This is a genomic window from Marinomonas sp. KMM3893 (assembly GCF_004352855.1).
Taxonomy (GTDB): domain Bacteria; phylum Pseudomonadota; class Gammaproteobacteria; order Pseudomonadales; family Marinomonadaceae; genus Marinomonas; species Marinomonas arenicola.
In genome coordinates, this window is record NZ_SJSC01000004.1 from 210114 (window position 1) to 231004 (window position 20891).

Here is a 20891-nt window from a genome sequence, read left to right on the forward strand (position 1 = left end):
CATGAATTTCCATGCTTATTTTCTGGATGAAAAACGTACGATTTTTGTTTTCAAAGAAACTATGTAGTTTTTTGTTAGTAAAGAAAGTGTCATTCCTTCTGGATTTTTTCTACTTATTTGTTGATCTGTATGGCTTTTTTGTAGTTAAATGGCCTTTCTTTACAAAAGTAAACGGAATTTTTACAAAAGATGGACCAGCCAGTAGCTCAAAAGACGCCTATTTATAAGCGTATACAAGCCATTACCGTTTTAATTGCCTCTGTGATGATTTCTTTTGGATCATGGGGCGATACCAAAGAACTTCTTATTGAAATTTACGATAGCAGCATTAGTCACTTTACAAATAATGTAGAGTTTTCTCATCTTGAGAACGTTAAAGTCGGTGGTAATCTTGATTTTATCGAACAAACGTTTGGCATTGCGAAAGTCATAAAGTCTTCCAAAACAGTTAAAGATCTTGAATATCGTTATTACACAGATCGTAAATATTTATTGGCTGTTGCCACACAAAAATCACGTATTGTTGCTTATCAAGTTGTCAGTTTACGTCGCTCTTTTGACCCTTCGTTGCCGTTTTCTGATTTCCAATTAGGTTCTTTTTTCTACTCTGATTATTCAAATGGTTTTGACGACTCTCGATTGGATAACGCCAACATAACTTACTACATGGAAGCGCATTCCTTAGGGCGTGCAGGGTTGTTTTTGAATCAATATTTCGCCTATGTGGGGTACGGTGCCGATTATTCTGAATTGGCGGACGCGGGCGTCGCGAGCAAAAAGGCCATCGCGGCATTGGATCAGGCCATTTTAGAGTCCAATGAAAAACAGATTAAGACAAGGCTGCAAGCGCTCAGACGTGAAGTGCGCCCTAATGTTTTTGTCGTAGGAGACATTGATGCATCTACCGCTGCCGACATGCTACTCACTCGTTATGAATACGCGGTTTATTTTAAGGATCAATTATGAGAGTTTTTGTCTTTTTCGCGCTCGGTTTATTGCTAACCGCTTGTCAGAGTATTAAGGAAACTACGCCGGATTGGTGGACCTCTCCAGTAGCGGACAGTGAGCAATGGATTTACGGCGCAGGGGAAGGGTATAACCTGACTCAAGCCAATCAACAGGCGTTAGCCAATGTCGCCGGAAAATTAAAAACTGAAATCAGTTCCTCTCTTTCTCATAGAACACAAGAAACCACGCAAGCGCTGGATGAATACGCTGACCGTCAGCTTAACTCCACCGTTGCAACGGTATCGCTTAGTCATTATGAAACGATCAAAACCGCCGTGCTAGACACCAAAACCCTGACCCTTGTTCGGGTGAATCGTGCGGCTTTGGCCAAAGAGTGGTTGCGCCAGTATAACGCCACGGCCAGTGATGTTCATGCGGTGATGGCCGACACTCGAGAAAATCGATTCCAGTGGTGGTTAAAAGCCAAAGCGCTGATTCCTGATGCTCGTTCTGCTGATCAGCTGGCTGTTTTATGGTCCGGCTTGATGAATCAAGAAAAAGCATCCCATCTTGAAGATCAGCTTAGTGCGGTGATCGATAAAAGAAAGCCAAGCGTAGAGCTTAAAGGCCCTGAATCCAGCATTAATCAGGCGATTAGAGCGAGCTTGTTGGATGACGGCTTGCGTCTAGGTCGATGCCGAGTTTGTGATGTCACCATTCGCTACAGCACTCAGTTCAGTAGTGACACCTTGTTTGGGCAAAGTGTGGTCAATATGACGTTTTTAGGATCGTTAACAGATCGTGACGGCGAGGTGTCTTCAGCTCGTTGGCAGGTAAGAGCTTCTTCTGCTTCAGGTGCATCAGTGGGGAAAAAAGCCACGCTGGTGTTGGCTGTACAGAAGCTAAAAAGAGAAGGTCTATGGAAGGCCTTCGGTATGGAAACTAACTAGGTAGAGTCCTTAACTATGTTCAAGAAAAAACTTTTTGTAATGGCCAGTGTAGTAGGCGCAATGGCGCTTGCAGGTTGTACTCCAGAATTGGCGAAAACTCAATTAACATCAGCCCCTATGGCTGAGCTTGCTCCAACCAAACAGCAATTAGCGGAACAGCTCAAAGGGCAAGGCAGCAAAATTATTGTAGCGCCTGTTGAGTACAGTACGCCTGATGGTAAGTTTTTTATTGGTGAAGTCTACGATGACCTTACTCAGCGTGTGATGAAATCAGGTAACACGGTAGTTGATCGCAAGTTGGCGCTAAAACTGAAAGACGAGCTTATTGCTGCTGAGAAATCTGGCAAGTTCCGTACTAGCGGACCGTCTGTTGCTGACGTTGCTCTGATGAGCAAAATTGTTACGCTGAACAGTAGTAAAAGTTTCCATAAAGCGCGCTCTTGGGTAGATGATAAGGGTGAACGTCATCGTGTTGAAGCTTACTGCAGCTTCTCTGCGAAAGCGAAAATGTACGTTCGTGCTTATAAAATGCCTTCCATGGAGTTGATTAATACGTACGAATACGATGGTTCAGAAAGCTTCAGTTCTGAAACTAATAATTCACGTTGCCCAGTGAGCGATTCTCAACTGCGCGGTTTATACAGCGAAACATTGGCTGAAGCGGTGAAATCTGGTTCTTTTCAAACTTTGAATGACCTGGCGCCAGAAGCGTATGTTATTGAGCGTCGCGATGAAGTGGGCAAGCCAGGCGAGAGCTCTTTGTTCCGCGTGACCATCAGTAAAAAACAAGGTGCAATAGAAGGCGCAACGGTTAACTTCTACCACAAAGAAAAACAAGTGACTCCTATCACTAATGAAACCCGCATCCAAGAAGTATTAATTGGTGAAGGTGAAGTGACGAAAAACGTTGATGCGACTGGTGCTTATGTTTACGTAGGCGATGAAGAAGTCATTAATAAAATCAAGATCGGTGATGTTGCTAAATTGTCTCATGGCAAATGTGACGTGAATGAAACAGAAGTTCTTGGTTCTTGTATTAAAATTCCTGGCTTATAAGTAGGTAGAGTTAAATGAAATTATTTAAAGTTGCGTTCATTGCGGCGTCTGTCAGTGCTATGGCCGGTTGCAGCATGATTCCTGATACGTTTTCAGATTGTTCATACCCAGACTCTCCGGGTGAATCTGCACCTTCATGGATTTGCAGTCAGCCTGTTGAAGGTCTTGAGCTTCAAGCTGTAGGTTATTCTAAGAAAATGGCATCAGGCCCAGGCATGATGCGTGATGTTGCTGCGACAGAAGGTCGTGCTCGTCTAGCGGGTGAGTTCTCTACCGATGTTGCTAGTCGTATGGCTCGTGTTACCAAAGACAGTACGGTCAACGGTGAAAACACAAACTCTGACGTGTCAGAGCGAGTTCAAAAAACCTTGGCGGCGATGACATTGCAACGCGCTCGCGTTTATCGCACACAGTTTAGCCCTGCGGGTAACTTGTACTTGCTTGTTGGTCTAGATAAAGACGCTTACAACATGAATGTTGAATCTGTGGCTAAGTCGGCCATTGGTGAAGATTCTCCTGCGTTATACCAGAAGTTTTTAGCCGATGAAGCGGATAAGTCACTTGATGGCATCCAGAAAAATATGAACTGATCATCAGTTGATAAAAAAGGGGCTTCGGCCCCTTTTTTTAGGCTTGGGTTTTAGGTTTACATTTTAAGGTGTAAAAAATGAAAAAAATTTATCTTATATTACTTATGTTCGCAACCGCTTCTGCTCAGGCGCAAAGCTATGCAGAATGGAAGCAGAGTCGTCAAGAAGGCTATCAAGCCTATGCGCAAAGCTATCTGGCTCGCTATAAAGCCTATCAAGAAGAAGTGGTTAAGCAGTGGGGGGACTATGCCAAGTTGTCTAGTGCTCATGACTATATTTTGTATAAAAAAGACCTGCATCAGCGCGTGATTCTGGATTATCAGAACAATCAGATTCTGATTGAATCGTTGAATGGCAAAGATCTGGATGTAAAGCAGGTGTTGTCAGAGTTGGCTGGCACATCAGTAGGTGGTGCTTTGTCTAAGGACCCAGTGTTGCCAAACGTTAAGGTTCAGTCTGAAGCAGAAAGCTTATTGAAGACCATTGCAGGCTCCGATGATGTGGTGTCTGTGATGGCGAAGGCAAGCATAGTGCAAGGTGATGGCGACGCCACCAGTAAGCGCATTCAGCAAGTACGAATCAGTTTGCCGGCGCAAAGTGTGGTGGATCGTGCTAAGCCGTTTTTCCCAGCGGCGACCAAAATGTCAGCGGAGTTTGATGTGGATCGCAGTTTGATCTTGGCGGTAACACAAACAGAGTCTAGCTTTAATCCGTTGGCTCAGTCGCCTATTCCAGCGTTTGGTTTAATGCAGATTGTGCCGGATTCAGCGGGCAAAGATGTCAATGTGCATATCAATAAAAAGGACAAAAGTCCGGACGTAGACACCTTGTTTAAGCCGGATGAAAACATTCGTTTTGGTGCGGCGTATTTGCATATATTAGATAGTCGTTACTTGAAAGACATCAAGGATGAGAGAAGTCGTTTGTATTGCACTATCGCAGCTTATAATACAGGTGCGGGCAACGTTGCGAGTGTTTTTCACCCAGATAACAAGCGTTCGTTGAGCGCTGCTGTTGAGGTGATTAATCAGCTTTCGCCTGATGAAGTGTACCAGCAGCTGATTGCAAAACTGCCGTACCAAGAAACCAGAACCTATTTAAAAAAGGTCAGTACTGCGCTGCAACAATATCAGCAGCTTGAGTCGGCGGAAGTGGCTAAGGCGCAATCGCTTTAACCAGTGCGCCTGCGATGGCGCAGGCGTGTTGCAAAAGCAGAATACGGTATAGAGCGAAAGCCTTTCTTAAATAAGAAAGCGTGGCAGCTTATACAGTGTTCTGCTTTTTTTGTTCTGAGTGCTTTGATTTATAGCGTAAGGAAGGTGTTAGCTTGCTGGTATAGGTGAATGATGCGGCATGGCTTTGGTTCTGTGTTGTGTTATGGGTTGTGTTCTAAAGAGAGGGGTAAAAAGAATGCTCTGCTACCAAGAGGTGGTAGCAGAGTAGGTTGTTACGAGTGGTGTTATTTGCGCAGTGTATAAAGGGCTGTGTTGTATTTTGTGTCCACGCTGTAGATTGTCCAGCGTTTTACATCTGCTGTCTGTTGGGCAAATACATTCGCCAGTACGCGTCGGTTGTTGGCGCGGCCTTGTTCGGTGTCGTTTGTCGCAATTGGGTTGCTTTCGCCGTAGCCAATCGCTTTAACGCGTTTTGGCGATACTCTAAAGCTGTCGATTAACACATCGGCGATGGCTGTTGCGCGTTTTTGTGACAAGGCTTTGTTGATTGTTTCTGCACCGACGTTGTCAGTGTACCCTTCGATAATTACCTTGCTGCTTGGGTGATCTTTCAAGAAAGTAGCCAGTTTCATTACTTCTGGGTAAAACTTAGGTTTTACCACGGCTTTTCCTGAGTCGAATAAGATATTTAGATCAACGGTTAATACTTTCGATGACACTTTTGGGCAGCCATTGGTGTCAACTGCGTCCCCTAGTGGGGTGTTAGCGCAGTGGTCTCGAGCGTCGATTACGCCATCTTTATCGTGGTCGGAAAGTCCGGCTTTAATGTTGCTGTCGAAAAGGCTTTCCGCATGACTGGCACTGCTCAATAGCAATAGAAGGCTAACGGTGCATAGTGTTTTAAATGCTTTAATCATGATGAACTCCATGTAGTTCGTGTATGCGTTTAATATAACGTTGCCTCTTCCTTGAGACTATGGAAGTTATGTAGCGTTTAGTGAGATTGTAATTTTTTGTAATTTACCAGCTACCAGTATTTTCCATTGATGCCCACGGCTCAGCTTGTTCGAGGGACTCGCCTTTTTGTAGTAGTTCAATGGATATATTGTTTGGGTCCTTGACGAAAGCCATGTGTCCGTCGCGAGGTGGACGAAGAATGGTTACGCCAATGGATTGCAGTTTTTCGCAGACTTGATAAATGTTGTCGACTTCGTACGCTAGGTGGCCAAATTGGTCGCCCCCTGTATAAGTGCGATCATCCCAGTTATGGGTTAGCTCAACTTCAGGCTCTCCCGGTGCGGTTGCGTAGTAAATAAGAGAGAATTTGCCTTTTTCGCTGTCGTGTCTACGCGTCTGTACTAGACCCAATCCTTCGGTGTAAAAGGTGTGGCTTTCTTCAGGCTTGTCGGTTCTTATCATGGCGTGAAGGTAACGAATTGACATGGAAACTCCTTTAGATAATTTGTCTAACATCATGTTTCATATCTTAAATGGATCGAATGTAGATGCATACCGATACGACGAAATTTACATTATTCTTCCCAAACCCAGCGTAAAGGCTCACCAAAGTCATCGTAAATAATCTTCTTTTTCGGTTTTTTATGGGATTTAACAGGGTAAGGGGAGGCGGGTTTACTGCCTTTGCGCTGCTGAATAGCCGCTACCACATGATTAAGTGGTGTGCGTTCTTTTCTTGGCTCGCTAAAGCCCATGTGTGCCGTGTTATACTTGCCGTCAACAAGACCGGATTCACCCATATTTACTTGCTGGATTTTTCCGTTGGCCTTGATGAATTCCTCTACTAAAGAATCTATTTCGTTTCGAGTGTCTTTTTTTGTGGTCTTTGGTTTGGTCATGGCGTAACTATAAGGTGTTGAATTGCCTCTCAAGAGGTTGGTCATAATTCATTCATACTAAACGTAAGAGGTTGCTGGTGTCTATTACCAACTTGATTGTGCATGAAATACAAAAGCATGAAGGCGAACGTAAGGCGATCCTTATTGCCCGCCCGAATGAGAACCCGATTGATGGGCAAGCTGAAGCGCTATCGGAGCAAGTAACCAATTTATTCAATCGATCTGGCATGACGACAGGGCGCTTTTCAAACCCTGAAGGGAGTGAAGAAGGTTCACAATTGCCTGCGTTGCTAACTAAGCATTTTAAAGACGATGCATTCGAAGATTTTGAGGGCTTCTCAAAAAATTGTGCGGCGGAATATCTTAAATACCTTGAACCTGTTGAAGAGGCGCAAGGCGGGTTGTTGTGGTTTAACCATTATGAGCTTCATGATACGCACTTTTTATACATTGTGATGTTGAAGCGTAAGCAGGGTATTGGCTTGGGGGCGGATCTTAGTCTTTCTCAAGTTGAGCAGATTGAGATGGAAAAGCTGCACATGGCGCTGCGAATCAATCTTAATGCTTGGCGTGCTGGTGATGAAGGGCGTTATATCGCGTTTCGTTTTGGTCGTGCGCCTAAGCCAGAAAGTGAGTACTTTACTCAGTTTATTGGTTGTGATGAGCCAAAAGTGGCGGCAAAAGAGACTCGTAAGCTAGTAGATTTGACCTCCGCGTTTTGTCAATCAGAGGGGATTTCGACTAAGCAAGCGAACGAGTTTAAGAAAGTGGTATCTGAGCATTGCCAGTCTAAGGCGGAAGAGCGTGAGCCGCTTGAGATAAAGCAAATTGCCAATGAAGTTGAGTCGCGTTTCTCTGTGGAGCAAGCGAATAAATTTCTGGAAATCGCCGAATCTGACAGCTTTCAGATGGAGAAAGAGATTTTTGTAGAAAAGGCGGCGTTGAAGAAGCTGACGCGCCTTTCTGGGAGTTCTCGTGCGCTAACGCTAAGTTTTAACAGCGATTTGTTGGGTGAGTCGATTGTGTTTAATGCTGATACTGGCACTTTGACGATCAGCGATTTGCCAAAAAGCCTGCTTAAACAGTTGCAGGCGCTTTAACGTCAGGAACTTGTATGACAAGGCCTTTATTTTTAAAGGCCTTGGTTGTCTAGCGCTTTTATTCGCTAAGTCCTAGCAAGGTTTCGAGCTCCTGCATGGTCTTAAAGCAAGCGTCAGCACCAGCATTGCGTTGCAGTTGTGCGTCGAGTGTTTCGCTAAAGGCGAGTACCCGCATGCCGGCGGCTTTGCCTGCAGTAATCCCTGCAACCGAGTCTTCAATCACTAAGCAGTCTTCTGGGGCGATATTTAATGCGGCAGCCGCTTTGAGGTAAAGGTCTGGTGCTGGTTTCCCGTTGGCCACATCTTCTACGCAAAAACGAACCGAAAACCTTTCTTCGAGCTGAATCTTGTTAAGCTTAAAGTTCATTTCTTTACGGCGTGCATTCGTTGCCATCGCAATAGGGACTGTGATCTTACTAAGCAGCTCGCGCACCCCTTTGATCGGTTCTAAATGTTCGTCTATCGTGGCGTGAAATAGCGTTCGATAATCCGCGTCAAAGCTCTCGGGTAAGGCTTTGCCTAATAAAGCTTCTGCGGTTTTTAGGTTTTCTTTGTTGGTAAAGCCGGTAAAACGCTCGTGTAGTAATTTATCGTCAATGTGCAAGCCTTGTTGCTGCAGCATGGAGCGCATGATCTCGTTAGAAATATTTTCTGTGTCGACAATGACACCATCGCAATCGAAGAGTATTGCTTTGTAAGAGTAAGACATAGAGAAAGTACTTCGTTATGAGTGAGTCACGATAATAACGAATTTAGAGGGGGAAACGGAAGGGAGGGATTTATTGTTTTTCTCCCCTTTCAAAAGTTCAATTGCGCTATACTATGTCTCGATAACGCAAGGCATAGGCAAGAGTTGTGTGATTGCTTCTTTCTATTAATGCGTTGCTGGAGTGTGTGAAACGGCTTTGCGAGTAGGCGCTAGCATTTTCTTAACATAGGTCGCAGCGGCTTTGGCGTGGCGAACCCACTTTTCACGACGGGCACGGCGTTCAGCGCTTCGATCTTCTAGGCCCCAGCGTTTTAATAATGCATCATATTGTTCTTGAGAGTCCATAGTGTTCTCCTTGGTGTTACAGTGAATTTTTAAAAATGTTGTTTTATTACAACATTTTCAATATTAGATACGATGCGTTGCCAATACAAACGATCGTTTTTCATGAATTAGGTTATTTTTTTTCACCTTTTTCGTTATGTAGGAAATCATGGCATATCAGTTACTAGAGAGTTTTTCAAAAAGTTGGATTTTTAAGCGAGAAGATCCAAAAGTAGAACCAGAAGATCTGACGCAAATTCATTTGTTGGATGAGGCGCGAGCGGCCAGTGTGTGGCGAGATTATATTAGTGAAGCGCACATTCACCCAGACCACTTTGATGATAATGATTGGGCTAAGAAAAGTGCCGTGGCTCAGATTAAATGGGAGCCTATTTGGGAATCTGATGATCCGGCGTTGCCTGAATTACTGCTCGACCATGTGGCGCCGTGGGGAGAGGATACGTTAGTTTTCTTCTGTTGCCATAATGAACTGGTTTTTGAAATGACTTGGTCTGTGTTTAAGCGCACCTGGAAGGCGTTTTTGTTTCTTGATAACGGCCCTGTGCTGGTGGCTAAGAAGAAAAAACAAGCGGTGCAGTTTCATTCAAGTGGTATGGCTTCTTTGCTGAATCGCGGGTAATTTCGTTTCGTCTATAAAGACAAATCTTCAAGAGTAAAGCCCATGATGCTTGAATTTGAAGGTTTGTCTTTTTTTATGGCTGCTGCTTTGTTTTAGGCATCAGTATTGCCGCGTTTTCGACTGGCAAGGCAGTGTTGATTGAAGCGCTGATAATAGTGAAGCAGGTGTTTGCTTTGTTTTTCATGACCGAGGGTGTCGAGCAATAAGGCAACCACTTCAGCGGTGGCAAATTGCATGTCGTGGCCTGAATGTCGAACTAAAAATGAGCGCTGCGCCTGACTGTTGATTTCGAAGTGAGGGATGTCTTTAAGCCATTCGCTTTGGTGAAACATCTTGCTGGCCTGTTTCCAAGTTCCATCGAGAATAATAAAGGTGTGATTGTGTTGATTCTCTGAGGTTGGCAGTGGCAGTGTTCTGGTGGTTCTGCCTTGCTGTTGGGCGGTTTCGGTATTGGGGAAAAGTAACGTGCATTGCCCCTTTTTTGCTTCTAGCAGCTTGCTGAGTTCTTCGTCTGGCTGCGTTCTGTCCCATAAAAAAGCGCGCGTGTTCTCGGGATAGAGGTCAGCGATCAGGCGACCGCTATTGGTCGGTTTGTATATCTCATCGCGATGGAATAGCAAGATGAAATCGACAGCGGCTTGGCGTGGCTCGCGGTAGGCGCAAAAACAAGCAAATTCAGCCATCATGCAAGAAGGGCAGCGCACAGCATTGGCACCACGAGCGATAAAAGGTCGTTGGGCCCTTGAGCGGCATTTGGTGCGCAGCAGATCGACACTGTGGAGTGGGTGTTTGTGGTCCATAAAAACCAAGTAGATCAAGTTTTTGGAAGCGAACGCACATTGGTTGGTTTTTGTCCGCCCAGGTGTCGCTGATATTAGGGGGTCGTATCATACCTGAGGTGTGATTCTTTACCACTTTTAAACGGCGAAAAAACCATTTTTTCGGTGTCTTTTTGAAACTCTGACTAAAACTATGCAAATATCAAGGAATCAAAGCTAAAGCGCTTCTGGGCTTCTGTTCGTGAGCATCTTTGCAGGCTAAGGTTGGCATATCAATATGGCATGAGTAATCTATGAGTCGTTATATCTCTCCTGTGCTTTATATCCTATTAATGTTAGTTGGGTGCGCAGCGTTTATTTCTATTGCAGGTGTTAGGGTTGGGTTGTTTGAACCTCTGACTGGTTTTTCCCTGCTAAGGCAGAGTGTATTTGCCGCATTAATCTTATCTGCGTTAGCGGCGCTTTCTATGTTCGCTTGCCGTAAAGAATGCAATGTCTCTAGCCAACGTTTTTTTGGTTTGGTGTTGATTGTCTCTCTCGTTTACAGCTTTATGTGGATTGTTTTTTATGCCGAACGTTGCAACTTACCTGATATTAATGACATCACCACGGACACTGTGACACCGCCTGCGTTTTTGAATGTGAACTTTCTTCGCAAGTCGAATGAGAATGGTCTGAGTTACAACCCTAAATGGGGGCCTATTCAAAAGGCGCATTATCCTGGGGTTAAGCCGATTACAACGACAAAAAGTATTGATGTGGCGTATCAAAAAGCGCTGGACTTGGTAAAAGAAAGAGGGTGGCAGCTTAATGCTTTTTATCCTGAAGTCGGCATCATAGAGGCGACCGCCAGAACGCCAATTTTTGGTTTCAGAGACGATGTGGTTATTCGTGTTGCAGAAGTCGATGGTGAGGTTCGTGTTGATATGCGTTCTTGCTCTCGAGTAGGGTCAGGCGATTTTGGTATGAATGCACGCCGTATCGAGCATTACATGGCGGATCTGAATGCCAACCTTAATGGCAGACCTATGGATAGAGTGCATTACCTAAAATAGCGCTCGTCTTAAAAATCAGGACGCGATAAACTCGATGTACCTTTCTTGTACAGAGGACGTCTTGTGAGCCTGCGCCAAACTCAAAAAGCCAATACCCGTTCTGCCATAAAGCGGGTCGCGAAACATGCCTTTTTAACCAAAGGCATTGAGGCAACAAGCACACGCTTCCTTAGTGAGCAGGCTGGCATTGCAGTCGGAACCCTCTTTGTTCATTTCCCCGATAAACTTTCCCTTGTAAAAGACATCTTCTTTGATGAGATGGACGCGGCGCTTAGAGAAGCCGCCGACGCTCAAAGCGCATGCCAATCTCCTTCTGATTACTTGCTTCAAATGGCCGATGTGCTGTTTTCTTTTTATGATAAATACGCCGAGTTTGCGCGCCTTGTGCTGTTTGACAGTCTTGCTCATGGTGGTTTTCATGCAAAACAGATGGACGTTATTGTAGAAGGGGTGGCAGGTCGCTTTAAACAGGTGGGTGTGGACGACAATACCGCGGCGATTTTTGCTGAAAACATGGCGGCAAATTACTTCATGGTATTGTTAAAAGGCATTCCTAGTGGTGTTCTTGGGCGAGCGGCCATCGATCATTTGGGTAAGCTCAATTTGCCTTTTGATGTTTCTTATAAAAATGCCTTGAAGAAAGGCCATTAACCAAGCTTGCCATTAAATTGTGATTGCATGCGACTTTATGTGAGGTCATTGGCCTTGCGATAAGGTCCTTGGTAATCAAATAGTCTCTCGGTAATTTGCCAGTGGTGCTTTTGTTTTTTGGCAATGACAAAATCGGGCGTCGGCAAATAGGGTTCGAATTTTAACGCGTCATTGGCGTGCTCAAACTCAATAGGGTGCGTGCTGTTGGCGACGCGGCGTCCAAACTCTTGGTTAAATTTCTGTTTTGACTTTTTCTGTTTGAAATAAAAACTTTCGCTTAGCGTTGTGCCGTCTTCGTCATGGTAAGTGACCTTGATGCTGTCATCATCTGGTTGGCTTGCTAAGGTGATGCCGGAGCAACGAAGAACCTTGTTGTTTTTCAGGTTCAGCGCATTTCTCAGTTGATCATCGGGGTCAATCAGTTTCTCTGTACAATGTTGGCATTGGCGTGCCGCAATGTCGTTTTCTTCGTTGCAATGTGGGCAACGCTTGAAGCAAAAACGGTAGTCGCATTGTTCTTCGCCATGGGGTGTTTCCATAAGGCCGTGGCAGCGTCGCCCAAAATGCTCAATAACGTTTCCTTCGCTGTCTTTTCTTCCCCAAAAAGTATTGGCAAAGTCGCATTCAGGGCAATGTACTAGTACGGGAACAGAATCTTTTGTGGGCTTTTTCTCACCCACTTCGGGTTGAAAAATGTCGTAACCATTGTTGGTGTAGTCGAGCACTAAACAATCTTTTTTGCCTGGGCTTAGGCGCAGTCCGCGGCCCACAATTTGTTGAAACAAACTGATTGACTGGGTGGGGCGAAGGATGGCAATAACGTCCACGTGCGGGGCGTCAAACCCTGTAGTTAATACTGATACATTGACCAGGTATTTGAGCTTTTTGTCTTTAAATGTCTGAATGAGCCGATCGCGTTCTTTGTTGTGCGTTTGACCTGTAATGAGCGCAGATTCAGAGTCGGGTAAATAAGAGATGATCTCTTTTGCGTGATCAATGGTGGACGCAAAGATCATCACGCCTTGGCGTTGCTCGCTCAGCTGAATGATTTGTTCTGTCACTGCGCGGGTAACTCTGGGGTGTTTATGGATCAGCTCATTGAGTGCGATTGCATCCGTGTCTTGCTCGCCATCTAGGCTTTCTGTTAGTTGGCTGAAATCATAATGAGCAACGGCCGCATCATAATGTATGGGTGGGGTAAGGTAGCCGTTTTTTACCATGTGTCTTAGCGGCAATTCAAAAATGCATTTTTTGAAAAAACACGCATTGCTAGGGCGTGCAAAGCCATAATAATGGTGTTGGTAAATCCAGCCGCTGCCAAGGCGATAAGGCGTTGCGGTGAGGCCAAGGATTTTGGTGTTTGGATTGAGTGACAAAAAATGTTGGATGGTTTTTTGATATTGACTGCCGGGCGTCATATCGATGCGGTGGCATTCGTCGATGATGATTAAGCTGGCTGCTTGTGTGAAATCGTCTAGGTTGGCGGCGAGTGACTGGATGCTGGCGAAAGTGGTTTTTTCGCCGCTGTTTTTTTGATTTAAACCAGCCGAATACAAACCTGCTTGGTGGCCGGTGGCTAAGAATTTTCCATGATTCTGTTCGACGAGTTCTTTGACATGCGCTAGGCAGATTACGTGCCCTTTTGCTAGGCGACTAAGCTCTGCGATGACCAGACTTTTGCCTGCGCCTGTGGGGAGCACAACCACGGCTGGGTCATTGCTTTGGCGAAAGTGGTTTAGAGTCGCCTCGACGGCTTGGGTTTGGTAGTCGCGTAAGACAAAAGCTTGGGTCATTATTGAACGCTGCATGCAAAGATAAAATTAGTGTGTCGTTTCGCACGCTACAGTATCATAAACGGCTTGGCAATAATGCCGCTTAGGACGTGAACTTTCCCTCTATGATCTTTGATGATGTGATAAATAACCCTTTACCTGATGATTTGCCAGAAGCGCTTCTGCCTGCGTTTAGTCGCCTCGAACCCTTTGCTTTATTGTTGAAAGATTTGCATACCAAAGGGTGGAGTATTCAGGACGATTTTTTCTCCGACGCGTTTACCGATAAATTGATGGAAGAGGTCCGAGGTATTCAAAATGAGTCCATGTTGCAGGCCGGTGTTGGTCGAAAGCAGGACCATCAGGTGGTGCTGGATGCGCGGCGAGATTACATCAAGTGGATTGATCCGATTAACGAAACACGTAAGACGTTTTTGGATGAAATGGAAGCGCTGAGAGTGGTGTTAAATCGACAGTTTTTCTTGGGTTTGTTTGATTTTGAAGCTCACTTTGCGCGTTATGAGGAAGGGGCGTTTTATGAAAAACATATGGACGCTTTTAAAGGTCAAAGTAATCGCATTCTTTCGACTGTGCTGTACTTAAACGAGGATTGGCAGGAAGACGATGGTGGCGAGTTGGTTATATACGATGAGCATGATGTTGACCGTGAACTGGGGTGTTTTTTGCCTAAAAAAGGCCGTTTGGCGGTGTTTTTAAGCGAAGATTTTTATCATGAAGTGAAAGTGGCAAAGCGCACGCGTCACAGTATTGCCGGTTGGTTTCGAGTGAATAACACCACAGCCAAAACGCTGGACCCTGATCAGTAACTATGGAGTTGATTTAACTGCCTCACAGGCTCGAAATTTTGTCAGAAAATCTCTATAATGCGCGCCTTGTTTAATTGCTCTGGTTTTACGTTCCAGACCGCATAGGAGATAGAAAGTGTCTAAAGTTGTTGTTTGTGCCCTTTATAAGTTTGTTGAGCTTCCTCAGTTTGAATCCCTGCGTGAGCCGTTGCAGTCTGTTTTAGAAGAAAATGGCATTCGCGGAACCTTGTTGCTGGCAAGTGAAGGAATAAACGGTACTGTGGCTGGGTCTCGAGAAGGCATTGATACCATGTTGGCGTGGTTGGATCAGCAGCCAGGTTTGGACAATATCGTGAGCAAAGAGTCTTATGACGAAGACATGCCTTTCTATCGAACTAAGGTAAAATTGAAAAAAGAAATCGTCACCATGGGGGTAGAAGGAATCGACCCGAAACGTGTGGTGGGGAGCTATGTAAAACCAAGCGAATGGAATGCATTGATTTCTGATCCAGACGTGGTCTTAGTGGACACTCGTAATGATTACGAAGTGCAGATCGGTACATTTAAGAACGCAGTTAACCCAAAAACAGAGACTTTCCGTGAATTTCCTGAGTACGTGAAAGAAAACATGGACCCGAAGAAGCAGAAAAAAGTGGCGATGTTTTGTACTGGCGGAATTCGTTGTGAAAAATCCACCGCTTACATGTTAGAGCAAGGCTTCGAAGAGGTGTATCACCTTGAAGGTGGCATCTTAAAATACTTGGAAGAAGTGCCAAAAGAAGAAACCATGTGGGAAGGCGAGTGCTTTGTTTTCGATAATCGTGTTTCTGTTAATCACGACCTTGAAAAAGGCGACTATGATCAATGCCATGCTTGTCGTATGCCGATCACCGAAGAAGAGAAACAAGATGAGCGCTATCAGCAAGGCGTGAGTTGTGTGCATTGCTTTGATAAATTCACCGATGAGCAGCGCCAGCGTTTTGTAGAGCGTGAGCGTCAGGTGCAATTGGCGCGATCTCGCGGCGAAGAGCATATTGGGGCGGAGGTTTCGGAGGCGGTTGAAAAGCATCGCTTAGAAAAAGCCCTGGAAAAAGAGCGCCAGCGTAAGATTCGCGAACAAAGAAGCCAGTCGTAAGCCGCTATGAATTTCGCTCAGCCAGCCTGAGCGAAATATAAACTATTGATCTAAATCGCGATTTTTTCGCTTTCTCGTGTCCTTCTCGGCGCCATCCTTTGCGATGAATGGTTCCGAAATGCGTCGGACTGCCGTACAATGAAAAATCGCTTTTTATTAGCCAGTATCTATCATGAGTTATCAAGTTTTAGCACGCAAATGGCGGCCACAAACATTCCTTGAAATGGCAGGGCAAGACCATGTATTACAAGCCTTGGTCAATGCGCTTCGCCAGCAACGTTTGCATCATGCTTATTTGTTCAGTGGTACGCGTGGGGTGGGGAAAACAACCATCGCCCGTATCTTTGCAAAATGCCTAAACTGCGAAACCAATGGCATCTCTCCTGAACCTTGCGGGCATTGCGACAGCTGTGTCGAAATCGCCGAAGGTCGCTTTATCGATTTGATTGAGGTCGATGCGGCTTCTCGAACGAAAGTGGAAGATACCCGAGAATTACTAGAAAACGTTCAATATGCGCCCACTCGCGGACGTTTTAAAGTCTATCTAATAGACGAAGTTCATATGCTATCGACGCACTCTTTCAACGCATTATTGAAAACATTGGAAGAGCCTCCAGCACACGTGAAATTTTTGCTCGCAACGACGGACCCGCAGAAATTGCCGGTGACCATTTTGTCTCGTTGTTTGCAGTTCAATCTTAAAAACATGACACCCCAGCGCGTGGTGGGCTATTTACAAACCGTCTTGACGACCGAGCAGGTGTCTTATGATCAACCTGCATTGTGGCAAATAGGTCAAGCCGCCAATGGCAGTATGCGTGATGCGTTAAGTCTGACGGATCAAGCCATCGCGTTTGGTAATGGCACTATCTCTGAGACGGGCGTCACCGCCATGTTGGGCTTAGTAAATCAAGCGCAAATTCTGGATCTATTAGAGAGTGTGGCGAGTAAAAACGCCGCACAAGTGTTGCAAAAAATAGACGCTCTAGCGGACTATCAGCCAGACTTTACCGCCATCTGTGGCAGTTTATTAGACACCTTGCATCGTGTTGCTGTGGAGCAGCAAGTGCCGGGGGCATTGCTGGACCAGCTAGGCGACTTGGCGCGTATTCAGCAGATTGCCGCAACAGTAAGCTCTGAAGAAATTCAGTTGATGTATCAAAGTTTGTTGATTGGTCGCCGAGATTTGCATTTATCTCATACGGCGCGTTCCGGCTTTGAAATGCTGATGTTGCGACTGATTGCCTTTCGTCCTGCACCGCCGATGACGGTGTCTTATGAGGCGCCGCCACGGCCTGTTGCACCATCGGGCGGTCAGCCTGAAACGCCAGCGTTAGCGCCTCATCCTGCAAAGCCCCATCCTGTAGAGCCTGCGCCTTCTGATTCGTCGTCTGTAAAGATGCCCCAAGAGGATGTGTCAGTAACCTCATCAGAAGAAGCGGAGTCGGCATCATTAAACACGGCGTCGGACATTGCTGAGGCGGTTGTGAATGACGTGGTCGGCAGTGCGGCTGAGCCTTTGCCTGAAGCAGAGCGCCCGCCGTGGGAAGAAGCACCGGCTCAGCCTGAAGTAGCAGACGCCGCGGCCGAAGAGCCGCCATTAGAAGCCTCTTCTGTGAGCGCAGAAAACACTGCTGAAGTGCCTGCTGCTGTTGAAAACAGTCCAGTGACACCACATAAAGAACCTAAAGCACTAAGTTCTGTTGATGAGGCACCTCAAATAGCAGAGGTTGAGCCTGTTGTGGCTAAGGCCGCTCCTGTGTATTCGCCTTCTGTGGAAGAGTACGCAGAAGATGAAGACGAGGAAGAGGACGAAGAAGAAGCGGAAGAGCGTGCCATTGCGGATGTTTCTGACCCCTTCAATCCGGCCGCCGACCTGGTTCAGGCGCTCGGCGCAGATTCTGTTGCCGTAGAAGCAGAACCTGTAGTCGAAGAAGCTAATACGCCAAAAGCAGCCGATACGGTGGCTCAGCCGGCGTTAGGTATGCCATTGCCAGAGATGCATCATTTTAGTGAGCTAACCATGAAACTTTGGTGGTTGGTTGCGCCAAGGTTGCCGTTAACGGGCTTGGTACAGAACATTTTGATGAACTCCAGTTTGATTTCTGCCACTGAGCAGGGGGTTAAGCTGGAAGTGCCTTTAGAATATGGGCACATGTTAAACCAAACGCGATACGAGCAAATTCAAGGTGCGCTAAGCGACTTTTTTGGGCAAAGCGTGCCCTTGATTATTGATACGGTTGAAGACACCAGTGGTGTTACTGCGGAAGAATTTGCCGCCAGCAAGCGAGCTGAAGCGCTGCAAGTCGCAATCGATCATTTGAATTCACACCCAGTGGTTCAAGCCCTCGCCAGTACGATGGGTGCGCAACTGGTTTATGATACTGTTAAAGTTAAAGCTTAATTGGAGAGAGTTATGTTTAAAGGTGGAATGGGCAACATGATGCGCCAAGCGCAGAAAATGCAGGAAAACGTGCAGAAAGCGCAAGAAGAAGTGGCGAATATGGAAGTAGAAGGCCAGTCTGGTGCAGGCCTTGTTAAAATCGTCATGACAGGTCGTCATGATGTAAAACGTGTTTCTATCGATGACTCTTTGTTTGAAGACGATAAAGACATGCTTGAAGATCTTATTGCTGCGGCGGTAAACGACGCGGTGCGCAATATTGAAGTAAGCCAGAAAGAAAAAATGGATGCGGCAACTGCAGGCATGTCTCTACCACCTGGTTTTAAAATGCCTTTCTAGGAGCCCGGCTTGTTTAGTCCCTTAATTAAAGAGCTTATCGAGTCATTACGTTGCCTTCCTGGTGTTGGCCCAAAGTCAGCACAGAAGATGGCGCTGTATCTTCTGGAGCGAGAGCATAAAGGGGCGGACAGACTGGCAAATGCACTGCGTGAAGCGTTGGATAAGGTCGGCCGCTGTTCTAGTTGCCGAACCTTAACGGAAGAAACGGAGTGCAGCATCTGCGCGGACACAGAACGTGATCCTACGCATTTATGCATTGTTGAAACCCCAGCAGACGTGCTTGCCATTGAATCGGCAGGGACGTTTGATGGGCGTTATTTTGTACTATTAGGTCACCTTTCCCCGATTGATGGTATTGGCCCAGAAGAATTAGGCTTAGATCATTTAGAAAATTTAGTGGTTCATAATCGAGTCGAAGAAGCGATTATTGCAACAAACTCAACGGTTGAAGGCGAAGCGACGTGTCATTATATCGCTGAGAAATTAAAATCCAAAAACATCAACGTCAGTCGTATTGCTCATGGTGTTCCCATGGGTGGTGAGCTGGAATACGTAGATGGCAACACTCTGGCGTTAGCGCTAGAGGGTCGGAAAACACTCTAGAATGGAAAACCAAGATCAAGCTCTGAATATTGTATGGGTAGCGGACAATGACTCGTTAGCAAGTTGGTGTGAATACTGGGCTGAATTGCCCGTCATCGCGGTTGATACTGAGTTTATTCGTCGTACAACGTACTTTCCTATTACTGGTTTGATCCAAATCAGCGAAGGGGAAAAAGCGGTGTTGATTGACCCGCTGGCGATTGATCAATGGGAACCTTTGCGTGCCTTGCTAGTCAACCCGTCTGTGATGAAGGTGTTTCATGCTTGTTCAGAAGACTTGGATGTATTTGAGCGTTTATTGGGTGTGTTGCCGACGCCATTCTACGACACGCAAATCGGCGAAGCGTATGCCGGTGCGCAGTGGTCATTAAGCTATGTGAAGCTGGTGGCAACCTATTTAAATATCGAAGTCGCGAAAGACGAAACGCGTTCTGATTGGACACAGCGTCCATTGACCGACGCGCAAAAACGTTACGCGGCATTGGATGTGGTGTACCTTGCTCAGCTTTACCCAATGCAAGTGGCGAAGCTTGAAGAGAAAAACATGCTTAGCTGGGCATTAGAAGATTGCGAATCTCTAACCTGGCAGCATCAAATGAACGCCGACCCAGAACAAAACTGGGCGGGGATTAAAACGGCGTGGCGTTTGTCGCCTGCTGGGTTGACCTTGTTGCGTTTGTTGTTTATTTGGCGTGATGAGCAAGCGCGCAAAGAGAACGTGCCTAAAGGTCAGGTGTTAAAAGACAGAACCTTATGGGCGCTGGGAAAAACATTGCCTGATTACCACAAGGCGATTGCAGAAACAGAAGAGCTCACGGGTAAGCAGCATCGATTGTACGGTGATGAAATTTTAAAAACCGTTGCTTTGGTGAAAGGACTTTCTAAAGACGAATTGCAGTTGCCTTTACCGGCGCCTTTGCCATCGCAGGCAGGGGAGCTGACAAAGGCGATAAAAGCCTATATTCGTGAGCGCGCTCAAGAATTAGACATAGCGCCAGAAGCTATGTTGAAACGTAAATTGTTGGAACCATTGGTGCAGCATTTGTACGATGGCTCTACGATTGACTGGCAAAATCCAGCGATGACTGGGTGGCGTCGTGACACCATTATTGAGCCCGTGCTTGAGCGTTTTAAAAAAGACGCGACCGAGCAATAAGAAAATAGAGCATTGAGAATAGTATGAAACAGCATTTAATTGTCGAAGTTTTTCGCTCGTCTAAGCATGATGGGATGTACTTGTACGTGAAAAAAAGCGTGGGTTTGAAGGACATTCCAGAAGCGTTAATGACGCGCTTTGGTTCCGGTGTTAGTGCCATGACTATGTTGTTAACAAAAGATCAAAAATTGGCTCGTGCGGACACGGACAAAGTCATTCAAGGCATTCAGGAAAAGGGATTTTACCTACAACTTCCTCCGGCGAAAGATGAGTATTTATTAGATCTTTATAAAACGCCAACCGAGGCCGTTTACTGATTATGATTGCTAAGCGTTACGAACCGTTTTGGAAAACCACCGCGATGAAGCAATTGAGCGCCCCTGAGTGGGAGTCCATTTGTGATGGTTGTGGAAAGTGTTGCCTGCAAAAGTTAGAAGATGAAGAAACAGATAACGTCTTTTATACCAATCTTGCGTGTGAGCAACTTAACATTGGCGCGTGCCAGTGTAAGGTGTATGAAACGCGCCAAGATAAGGTGGCTTCTTGCATCACGTTAACGGCGGACCAAGTAGAAACGTTTGATTGGTTGCCAGATACCTGCAGTTATCGAGTGTTGCATGAAACTGGCGATTTGCCCAATTGGCACCCCTTGGTGACCGGCAGTAATAAAGAAATGCTGCGCCAAGGATTAAGTGTTCGACATTATGCGGTGAGTGAAAACAGCGTCGCAGAAGAAGATTGGGAGACACATATCATCAAGTGGGTGCATGGCATGCCAGAACCCTATGACTTCGGCTGATGTAGCATGGACAGCATGACTCAGCCTTTATAATCTTAAGAGGT

General features: G+C 45.9%; 24 protein-coding genes. 17 read left to right on the forward strand and 7 right to left on the reverse strand.

The genetic code is table 11. The annotated features are described in order from the left end of the window. Nucleotides 1–189: 189 nt before the first annotated feature. From E0D71_RS11805 to E0D71_RS11825, 5 genes are all read left to right on the forward strand, one after another. Complete coding sequence (locus tag E0D71_RS11805) at nt 190–966, forward strand: ETEC_3214 domain-containing protein (RefSeq protein WP_133003507.1); 777 nt, start codon at nt 190–192, stop codon at nt 964–966. After that, a complete protein-coding gene (locus E0D71_RS11810) occupies nt 963–1898 on the forward strand; it encodes an LPP20 family lipoprotein (RefSeq protein ID WP_133003508.1) in 936 nt (311 codons plus the stop codon). The genes E0D71_RS11805 and E0D71_RS11810 overlap by 4 nt, the downstream gene beginning before the upstream one ends. Before the next feature lie 15 nt (nt 1899–1913). Continuing rightward, nucleotides 1914–2954, forward strand: coding sequence for a hypothetical protein (locus E0D71_RS11815; protein ID WP_133003509.1), 1041 nt, complete (start codon nt 1914–1916; stop codon nt 2952–2954). 14 nt (nt 2955–2968) lie between these two features. After that, nucleotides 2969–3544: an LPP20 family lipoprotein gene (locus tag E0D71_RS11820; RefSeq protein WP_133003510.1), complete on the forward strand. Its 576-nt coding sequence runs from the start codon at nt 2969–2971 to the stop codon at nt 3542–3544. Nucleotides 3545–3621: 77 nt separating this feature from the next. Beyond that, the gene (locus E0D71_RS11825) at nt 3622–4719 is read left to right on the forward strand and encodes a transglycosylase SLT domain-containing protein (protein ID WP_133003511.1); all 1098 of its coding nucleotides are present in this window, start codon (nt 3622–3624) and stop codon (nt 4717–4719) included. 284 nt (nt 4720–5003) lie between these two features. Here the strand turns inward: E0D71_RS11825 and E0D71_RS11830 are convergent, their stop codons facing one another. The 3 genes from E0D71_RS11830 to E0D71_RS11840 all read right to left on the reverse strand — a co-directional run bounded on the left by E0D71_RS11830 (nt 5004) and on the right by E0D71_RS11840 (nt 6620). After that, the gene (locus E0D71_RS11830) at nt 5004–5636 is read right to left on the reverse strand and encodes an OmpA family protein (RefSeq protein ID WP_133003512.1); all 633 of its coding nucleotides are present in this window, start codon (nt 5634–5636) and stop codon (nt 5004–5006) included. Nucleotides 5637–5739: 103 nt separating this feature from the next. After that, nucleotides 5740–6162 (reverse strand): VOC family protein, encoded by a 423-nt coding sequence (locus E0D71_RS11835; RefSeq protein WP_133003513.1) that lies wholly within the window; start codon nt 6160–6162, stop codon nt 5740–5742. Between the two features lie 89 nt (nt 6163–6251). Then, nucleotides 6252–6620 carry a hypothetical protein gene (locus tag E0D71_RS11840; protein ID WP_243712029.1) on the reverse strand — a complete coding sequence of 123 codons (369 nt, stop codon included), beginning with the start codon at nt 6618–6620 and terminating at the stop codon, nt 6252–6254. Nucleotides 6621–6652: 32 nt separating this feature from the next. On the opposite strand from E0D71_RS11840, the gene E0D71_RS11845 reads away from it, so the two are divergent. Beyond that, on the forward strand, nt 6653–7675 hold the full coding sequence (locus tag E0D71_RS11845; RefSeq protein ID WP_133003514.1) for a nucleoid-associated protein: 1023 nt from the start codon (nt 6653–6655) through the stop codon (nt 7673–7675). A 58-nt stretch (nt 7676–7733) separates the two neighbouring features. Here E0D71_RS11845 and E0D71_RS11850 read toward each other — a convergent pair whose 3' ends face one another. Both E0D71_RS11850 and E0D71_RS11855 read right to left on the reverse strand, forming a co-directional pair. Beyond that, entirely contained in the window at nt 7734–8384 is a 651-nt protein-coding gene (locus E0D71_RS11850; protein ID WP_133003515.1) for an HAD family phosphatase, read from the reverse strand. 165 nt (nt 8385–8549) lie between these two features. Next, a complete protein-coding gene (locus E0D71_RS11855) occupies nt 8550–8729 on the reverse strand; it encodes a hypothetical protein (protein ID WP_133003516.1) in 180 nt (59 codons plus the stop codon). A 148-nt stretch (nt 8730–8877) separates the two neighbouring features. Between E0D71_RS11855 and E0D71_RS11860 the strand changes: the two genes are divergently transcribed. Next, the gene (locus E0D71_RS11860; RefSeq protein WP_133003517.1) at nt 8878–9348 is read left to right on the forward strand and encodes a DUF2947 family protein; all 471 of its coding nucleotides are present in this window, start codon (nt 8878–8880) and stop codon (nt 9346–9348) included. 92 nt (nt 9349–9440) lie between these two features. Here E0D71_RS11860 and E0D71_RS11865 read toward each other — a convergent pair whose 3' ends face one another. Continuing rightward, complete coding sequence (locus tag E0D71_RS11865) at nt 9441–10148, reverse strand: DTW domain-containing protein (RefSeq protein ID WP_133003518.1); 708 nt, start codon at nt 10146–10148, stop codon at nt 9441–9443. Between the two features lie 272 nt (nt 10149–10420). On the opposite strand from E0D71_RS11865, the gene E0D71_RS11870 reads away from it, so the two are divergent. Further along, complete coding sequence (locus E0D71_RS11870; RefSeq protein WP_133003519.1) at nt 10421–11182, forward strand: DUF1499 domain-containing protein; 762 nt, start codon at nt 10421–10423, stop codon at nt 11180–11182. A gap of 63 nt (nt 11183–11245) precedes the next feature. Continuing rightward, nucleotides 11246–11833, forward strand: coding sequence for a TetR/AcrR family transcriptional regulator (locus E0D71_RS11875; RefSeq protein WP_133003520.1), 588 nt, complete (start codon nt 11246–11248; stop codon nt 11831–11833). A gap of 35 nt (nt 11834–11868) precedes the next feature. Here the strand turns inward: E0D71_RS11875 and E0D71_RS11880 are convergent, their stop codons facing one another. Beyond that, nucleotides 11869–13626: a DEAD/DEAH box helicase gene (locus E0D71_RS11880; protein WP_133003521.1), complete on the reverse strand. Its 1758-nt coding sequence runs from the start codon at nt 13624–13626 to the stop codon at nt 11869–11871. A 104-nt stretch (nt 13627–13730) separates the two neighbouring features. On the opposite strand from E0D71_RS11880, the gene E0D71_RS11885 reads away from it, so the two are divergent. The 8 genes from E0D71_RS11885 to E0D71_RS11920 all read left to right on the forward strand — a co-directional run bounded on the left by E0D71_RS11885 (nt 13731) and on the right by E0D71_RS11920 (nt 20847). Further along, entirely contained in the window at nt 13731–14432 is a 702-nt protein-coding gene (locus E0D71_RS11885) for a 2OG-Fe(II) oxygenase (protein ID WP_133003654.1), read from the forward strand. A gap of 115 nt (nt 14433–14547) precedes the next feature. Next, nucleotides 14548–15546 (forward strand): rhodanese-related sulfurtransferase, encoded by a 999-nt coding sequence (locus tag E0D71_RS11890; protein ID WP_133003522.1) that lies wholly within the window; start codon nt 14548–14550, stop codon nt 15544–15546. A 172-nt stretch (nt 15547–15718) separates the two neighbouring features. Next, the gene (gene dnaX, locus E0D71_RS11895) at nt 15719–17950 is read left to right on the forward strand and encodes a DNA polymerase III subunit gamma/tau (protein ID WP_133003523.1); all 2232 of its coding nucleotides are present in this window, start codon (nt 15719–15721) and stop codon (nt 17948–17950) included. A gap of 12 nt (nt 17951–17962) precedes the next feature. Continuing rightward, nucleotides 17963–18289, forward strand: a complete 327-nt coding sequence (locus E0D71_RS11900) for a YbaB/EbfC family nucleoid-associated protein (protein WP_133003524.1) — start codon at nt 17963–17965, stop codon at nt 18287–18289. A gap of 9 nt (nt 18290–18298) precedes the next feature. Further along, on the forward strand, nt 18299–18892 hold the full coding sequence (gene recR / locus E0D71_RS11905) for a recombination mediator RecR (protein ID WP_133003525.1): 594 nt from the start codon (nt 18299–18301) through the stop codon (nt 18890–18892). Nucleotide 18893: 1 nt separating this feature from the next. Continuing rightward, on the forward strand, nt 18894–20048 hold the full coding sequence (rnd, locus tag E0D71_RS11910) for a ribonuclease D (RefSeq protein WP_133003526.1): 1155 nt from the start codon (nt 18894–18896) through the stop codon (nt 20046–20048). A gap of 23 nt (nt 20049–20071) precedes the next feature. Beyond that, nucleotides 20072–20365 (forward strand): YcgL domain-containing protein, encoded by a 294-nt coding sequence (locus E0D71_RS11915; protein ID WP_133003527.1) that lies wholly within the window; start codon nt 20072–20074, stop codon nt 20363–20365. A 2-nt stretch (nt 20366–20367) separates the two neighbouring features. Beyond that, nucleotides 20368–20847, forward strand: a complete 480-nt coding sequence (locus E0D71_RS11920; protein ID WP_133003528.1) for a YcgN family cysteine cluster protein — start codon at nt 20368–20370, stop codon at nt 20845–20847. Nucleotides 20848–20891: the final 44 nt, after the last annotated feature.

Coding starts and splice junctions, on each gene's coding strand:
- E0D71_RS11810 (WP_133003508.1), top strand. CDS start 963: ATGAGAGTTTTTGTCTTTTTCGCGCTCGGTTTATTGCTAACCGCTTGT.
- E0D71_RS11880 (WP_133003521.1), bottom strand. CDS start 13,626: ATGACCCAAGCTTTTGTCTTACGCGACTACCAAACCCAAGCCGTCGAG.
- E0D71_RS11870 (WP_133003519.1), top strand. CDS start 10,421: ATGAGTCGTTATATCTCTCCTGTGCTTTATATCCTATTAATGTTAGTT.
- E0D71_RS11855 (WP_133003516.1), bottom strand. CDS start 8,729: ATGGACTCTCAAGAACAATATGATGCATTATTAAAACGCTGGGGCCTA.
- E0D71_RS11820 (WP_133003510.1), top strand. CDS start 2,969: ATGAAATTATTTAAAGTTGCGTTCATTGCGGCGTCTGTCAGTGCTATG.
- E0D71_RS11835 (WP_133003513.1), bottom strand. CDS start 6,162: ATGTCAATTCGTTACCTTCACGCCATGATAAGAACCGACAAGCCTGAA.
- E0D71_RS11885 (WP_133003654.1), top strand. CDS start 13,731: ATGATCTTTGATGATGTGATAAATAACCCTTTACCTGATGATTTGCCA.
- E0D71_RS11825 (WP_133003511.1), top strand. CDS start 3,622: ATGAAAAAAATTTATCTTATATTACTTATGTTCGCAACCGCTTCTGCT.
- E0D71_RS11805 (WP_133003507.1), top strand. CDS start 190: ATGGACCAGCCAGTAGCTCAAAAGACGCCTATTTATAAGCGTATACAA.
- dnaX (WP_133003523.1), top strand. CDS start 15,719: ATGAGTTATCAAGTTTTAGCACGCAAATGGCGGCCACAAACATTCCTT.
- E0D71_RS11815 (WP_133003509.1), top strand. CDS start 1,914: ATGTTCAAGAAAAAACTTTTTGTAATGGCCAGTGTAGTAGGCGCAATG.
- E0D71_RS11865 (WP_133003518.1), bottom strand. CDS start 10,148: ATGGACCACAAACACCCACTCCACAGTGTCGATCTGCTGCGCACCAAA.
- E0D71_RS11915 (WP_133003527.1), top strand. CDS start 20,072: ATGAAACAGCATTTAATTGTCGAAGTTTTTCGCTCGTCTAAGCATGAT.
- E0D71_RS11900 (WP_133003524.1), top strand. CDS start 17,963: ATGTTTAAAGGTGGAATGGGCAACATGATGCGCCAAGCGCAGAAAATG.
- E0D71_RS11920 (WP_133003528.1), top strand. CDS start 20,368: ATGATTGCTAAGCGTTACGAACCGTTTTGGAAAACCACCGCGATGAAG.
- E0D71_RS11850 (WP_133003515.1), bottom strand. CDS start 8,384: ATGTCTTACTCTTACAAAGCAATACTCTTCGATTGCGATGGTGTCATT.
- rnd (WP_133003526.1), top strand. CDS start 18,894: ATGGAAAACCAAGATCAAGCTCTGAATATTGTATGGGTAGCGGACAAT.
- E0D71_RS11840 (WP_243712029.1), bottom strand. CDS start 6,620: ATGACCAACCTCTTGAGAGGCAATTCAACACCTTATAGTTACGCCATG.
- E0D71_RS11830 (WP_133003512.1), bottom strand. CDS start 5,636: ATGATTAAAGCATTTAAAACACTATGCACCGTTAGCCTTCTATTGCTA.
- E0D71_RS11860 (WP_133003517.1), top strand. CDS start 8,878: ATGGCATATCAGTTACTAGAGAGTTTTTCAAAAAGTTGGATTTTTAAG.